This window comes from Tunicatimonas sp. (assembly GCF_049647865.1).
In the GTDB taxonomy this organism is placed as follows: Bacteria; Bacteroidota; Bacteroidia; order Cytophagales; family Cyclobacteriaceae; genus Tunicatimonas.
Genome location: NZ_JBARYM010000591.1, coordinates 1 through 3,047 on the forward strand (window position 1 = coordinate 1; position 3,047 = coordinate 3,047).

At 42.7% G+C, this 3,047-nt stretch carries 3 protein-coding genes and 1 pseudogene; 2 read left to right on the forward strand and 2 right to left on the reverse strand.

The window, feature by feature from the left end:
• Positions 1 to 199: pseudogene (locus tag WBA23_RS17435) on the reverse strand (AraC family transcriptional regulator); the annotation flags it as partial.
• A gap of 242 nt (positions 200 to 441) precedes the next feature.
• On the opposite strand from WBA23_RS17435, the gene exaC reads away from it, so the two are divergent.
• On the forward strand, positions 442 to 1,965 hold the full coding sequence (gene exaC / locus WBA23_RS17440; protein WP_424583566.1) for an acetaldehyde dehydrogenase ExaC: 1,524 nt from the start codon (positions 442 to 444) through the stop codon (positions 1,963 to 1,965).
• An 87-nt stretch (positions 1,966 to 2,052) separates the two neighbouring features.
• Positions 2,053 to 2,427, forward strand: coding sequence for a DUF779 domain-containing protein (locus WBA23_RS17445; RefSeq protein ID WP_424583567.1), 375 nt, complete (start codon positions 2,053 to 2,055; stop codon positions 2,425 to 2,427).
• Here WBA23_RS17445 and WBA23_RS17450 read toward each other — a convergent pair.
• The coding region (locus WBA23_RS17450; RefSeq protein ID WP_424583568.1) for a DUF3891 family protein at positions 2,420 to 3,047 on the reverse strand (628 nt) is incomplete at its 5' end. The genes WBA23_RS17445 and WBA23_RS17450 overlap by 8 nt on opposite strands.

Sequence of the window (3,047 nt, forward strand, 5' to 3'; positions counted from 1 at the left end):
GATGGTCGCGCAGATGCATAATTTTTTTACCTCGTAGCATGCTGGCCAGCACGGGCTGATTAAATTGTAATTGCACTCGCTCAGCTTGCTGGTGAGTTTCAAATACGTGTAAAGCTGCTTGTCCTACCGTGTAGGTAGTTTGGTTTTCTACCAAAGCTTCCAGCCTTCTTTCTTCAAAAAAACGATTTGGTAAATGCATATTTATAAGCAGTCGTTATCGGCTATTGAATAATAGTACTTTATTTTTGGTAAATATGCAATATGTTTAGAGAACTAGATTCTGTATTTACTAAAATAGCAGATTTAATAGGATTGTTCATGTGAATGATAGAATCCGTCATAGCTTTTTATTTTCTATCTCCTATATTGATTATCCGATCAATTTTTTAAAGCATGATCGGTTTTATATTTTAATTTCGTAACCTAAAAACCCTTATTACTATGAGTGATACGCTCACCACTACCCGCAGTCAGGTAGAAAAACCTAAGTTTAAAGATCAGTACGAAAATTTTATCGGAGGAAAGTGGACTGCCCCCACCAAAGGTCAGTACTTCGAAAATGTTTCACCCGTGGACGGTAATAACTTTACCCGGATTCCTCGCTCAACCAAAGAGGACATAGATGCCGCCATTGATGCGGCCTGGGAAGCGGCACCTGCTTGGAACAGTTCTTCGGCCACTGAACGTAGTAATATGCTGCTAAAGATTGCCGATGTAATCGAGCAAAATTTGGAAGATCTGGCCCGAGCTGAAACTTGGGATAATGGAAAAGCACTACGCGAAACCCGTGCCGCCGACTTACCGCTAGCGGTTGACCACTTTCGCTACTTTGCTGGGGTAATCCGGGCGGAAGAAGGATCAGTAAGTGAACTAGACGCCAATACTGTCTGCCTGAATGTACCTGAACCATTAGGCGTAGTTGGCCAAATTATTCCCTGGAATTTTCCTATTCTAATGGCTACCTGGAAGTTAGCTCCTGCCTTAGCCGCTGGTAACTGCGTGGTACTAAAACCCGCCGAACAAACTCCGGTAGGAATTTTAATTCTGATGGAATTGATTGAAGACATACTGCCCGCTGGTGTACTTAATGTTGTCAATGGTTTTGGAGCTGAAGCGGGTAAACCGCTGGCATCTAGCCCACGCATCAATAAAGTAGCCTTTACTGGTGAAACTACCACGGGGCAGCTAATTATGCAGTACGCTTCTAAGAATATCACTCCGGTTACCTTGGAGTTAGGCGGAAAGTCGCCGAATGTATTCTTTGAAAGCATTATGAATGCTGATGATGAATTCTTTGATAAGTGTCTGGAAGGAGCCGTGATGTTTGCGCTCAACCAAGGTGAAGTGTGTACTTGCCCCTCGCGCTTGTTAGTGCAAGAAAGCATCTACGAAAAATTCATTGAGCGCGTAATTGAACGCACCGAAGCCATTAAAATGGGGCACCCGCTTGAAGCGGATACCATGATGGGAGCACAGGCTTCTAACGATCAGTATGAAAAGATTCTTAACTATATTAATATTGGTAAAGAAGAAGGCTGTGAAGTACTCACTGGGGGCGAAGCTGCCTACAATGAAGGTTTAGAAGGTGGTTACTACATTAAACCAACTATTCTAAAAGGAAATAACAAAATGCGGGTGTTTCAAGAAGAGATTTTTGGCCCAGTACTTTGTGTGACTACCTTTAAGGACGAAGCTGAAGCGATTGAAATTGCTAATGATACCCTCTACGGTTTAGGAGCTGGAGTTTGGACACGGGATATGCACCAAGCCTACCAGATTTCTCGAGCTATTAAAGCGGGGCGTGTTTGGGTAAATAATTACCACACTTATCCAGCGCATGCTCCGTTCGGTGGATACAAAAAATCAGGTATTGGTCGCGAGAACCATAAAATGATGTTGGATCATTACCGTCAGACCAAAAATATGCTTATTTCTTACGACAAGAAAGCGATGGGCTTCTTCTAAATTAATTAAAGGTAGAAAGGTTAAAGGTTGAAGGGTTATATTCTAACACCTTCAACCCTTTACCCTTTACCGTAAACCATAACCTTAATGATTGAGCGAGTAACGATTACTGAAGAAGCTGAAAAAATTATTGACCAACTGCGGGAAGAGCATGGCGAACTGATGTTTCACCAAAGTGGTGGTTGCTGTGATGGCTCTTCACCTATGTGTTTTCCCAAGGGTGAACTGATGCTCAATGAAACCGATGTATGGTTAGGGGAAATTCACGATTGCGAATTTTATATGTCGCAAGATCAGTTTGAGTATTGGAAGCACACACAACTTACAGTAGATGTAGTAACCGGGCGTGGAGCAAGTTTCTCATTAGAAATCCCACTGGGGTTACGCTTTGTTATCAAATCCAGATTATTTACTAAAGAAGAACAAAATCAGCTTCGACCAACGCAACTAGGAGTTAATTAACCTGAAATTGCCATTTTTTTTCTGACACATTAGCAGTATTAAAAGCCTTGTAGAGCTCCTGATCATTTTTGAATGCTAACTGCTCTATATGGTATACCTCAACCGACAAAGTAACCTCATCATCTTCCCACGGCCAAGGTTGAATACTATATACCTTGTCTTCTAAGGCCCAAATTTCGGCCATCTCATCCGAAGGTAATTGTGTTACTTCCAAATGAAGACCATCCGGTGGAATTTGGTTCTTGCATAAAATTAGCGATAGCGCATCGCAGAAATACATTAACTGGTAGGTATCTCGCGCTTTTTGAATAGGCACGTTCAAGCTTCGCGCCAGCACGCGCTGGTAGCTCTGCTGCTCATCTAAAAATTTATCTAACTCTTTATCAGTGCCTCGCCACGATTCGTATAGCGTAGTAGTGTGCATAGAGGTAAGTAGCACTGTCCAGCGAGAACGGTAGCGAGCATTATCTACCATCTTTTTTGCTTGAACAATATCAGGAGGTTTAAGCATAAAGTTGAGAGGTGCGCCCGCATCGGTCAAATGATTTTTGCCCTGCCAATCGCGTTGCCCATCGTCATGGTCAGCAATAGCAGCTACTAACTCAGTCCAAGGTTGGGGG